This window comes from Pseudoponticoccus marisrubri (assembly GCF_001482405.1).
GTDB lineage: Bacteria > Pseudomonadota > Alphaproteobacteria > Rhodobacterales > Rhodobacteraceae > Pseudoponticoccus > Pseudoponticoccus marisrubri.
Map to the genome: position 1 here is coordinate 1 of NZ_LPXO01000040.1, position 1587 is coordinate 1587.

1 pseudogene is annotated in these 1587 nt (G+C 64.0%); it reads left to right on the forward strand.

Going from position 1 to position 1587, the window contains the following annotated elements:
* Nucleotides 1–84 precede the first annotated feature (84 nt).
* Nucleotides 85–1142 (forward strand): annotated as a pseudogene (locus AVJ23_RS21850) (IS110 family RNA-guided transposase).
* Nucleotides 1143–1587: the final 445 nt, after the last annotated feature.

Here is a 1587-nt window from a genome sequence, read left to right on the forward strand (position 1 = left end):
TGAACTGATGCGGTGGATGCCCCCCACCCAGCGGCATCTCGTATGCCATGATGGTTCCACATGAGCCGAGCTGAGGGCACATCAATGACGACGCAGATCAGCATGCTGGCGATCGACCTGGCGAAGGGCAGCTTTCAGGTCTGCGCCGTGGGGCCGGAGGGGACGGTTCTATACAACCGAGGTTTGTCGCGGACACGGCTGGCGACGCTTCTCGCCGAGCAGCCAGCGTGCATCGTGGCGATGGAGGCCTGTGCCACCTCGCACCATTGGGGCCGGATAGCGCAACGGCACGTCCACACGGTGCGGCTTGTCCCGGCGACCTACGTGAAGCCGTTCGTGAAACGTCAGAAGAACGATCGCGCAGATGCGGAAGCTATTGCGGAGGCGGCCTTGCGGCCGACCATGCGGTTCGTGGCGGTGAAGAGCGCCGAGACCCAGGGGCGCGCGGTGGCCTTTCGAACGCACCAATGCTTGGTCCGGCAACGCACGCAGCTTATCAACGCGCTTCGGGGCCATCTGGCTGAATTTGGACTTGTGGCACCGAAGGGACCGGCGAGCCTGAAGGTGCTGGAGAACGCGCTGGAAGACCAGGCTACCGACCTGCCAAGCCCGGTCCGGGAGATGGGCGCGATTTACCTCGACCAAATCGCGCGGCTCACCGAGGTGATCGAACAGCTGGCGGACGAACTCGAGGCGGCATCGAAGACAGATGCGCAGCTGCGTCGGTTGTGCACCATCCCCGGGATCGGCCCGGTCACCGCAGGCGCGGTCGCGGCGTTCGCACCGGACCTCGACACATTCGACAGCGGGCGCAACTTCGCAGCGTGGCTCGGCTTGGTGCCACGACAGAGGTCCACGGGTGGCAAGTCCAGGTTCGGGTCGGTCAGCAAGATGGGTCAGACCGACATCCGCCGGCTGCTGATCGTCGGCGCGATGAGCGTTATCCGCTGGGTGGTCCGCAAGGGCGGCAGTTCGAACCGCTGGCTGGCCGCGCTCGTGGCGCGCAAGCCGAGGATGGTCGCGGCGGTGGCGCTGGCGAACATCCCTCTCGGGACATGCCTTCGGCATGCCCTGCCGGGCAGTGGATGGCCCGCATGATCTGGGCCATGACAACGAAACAGGAGGATTACCGGATGGCGTGACCAGACTCTCGAGAGCGGCAAGAAAGCACGGCATGGCCGCAAGGCCGGGGCGAGCGATCGACGAGGAGTAGGCGACACGGACTTCGAAGTTCAAGGCGGGAGATTCAGTCCCGGGGCTCGAGCGCTTGCAGCTCTCTGAACCGATGTGAACCCGGCCTTCCGAACAGCATACCGGCCCGTGGCGTCATCAAAGGCCACACTGAGAGGCCTGACACACGTCCGATCGAAGACCCCGCCGAAATACCGAAGATCATGCTTGCCAAATGGGGGGCATCCACACACGCCCCATCCGCTGCGACCGCGCAGACCTGAAAGCTGCCCTTCGTCAAGTCGATCGCAAGCATGCTGATCTTCGTTGTCATCGGTGTGCCCTCCACTTGGTTCCCACGGAACCATCATGGCATACGAGATGCTTTTGGGTGGGGGCGTCCACCGCATAAGTTCA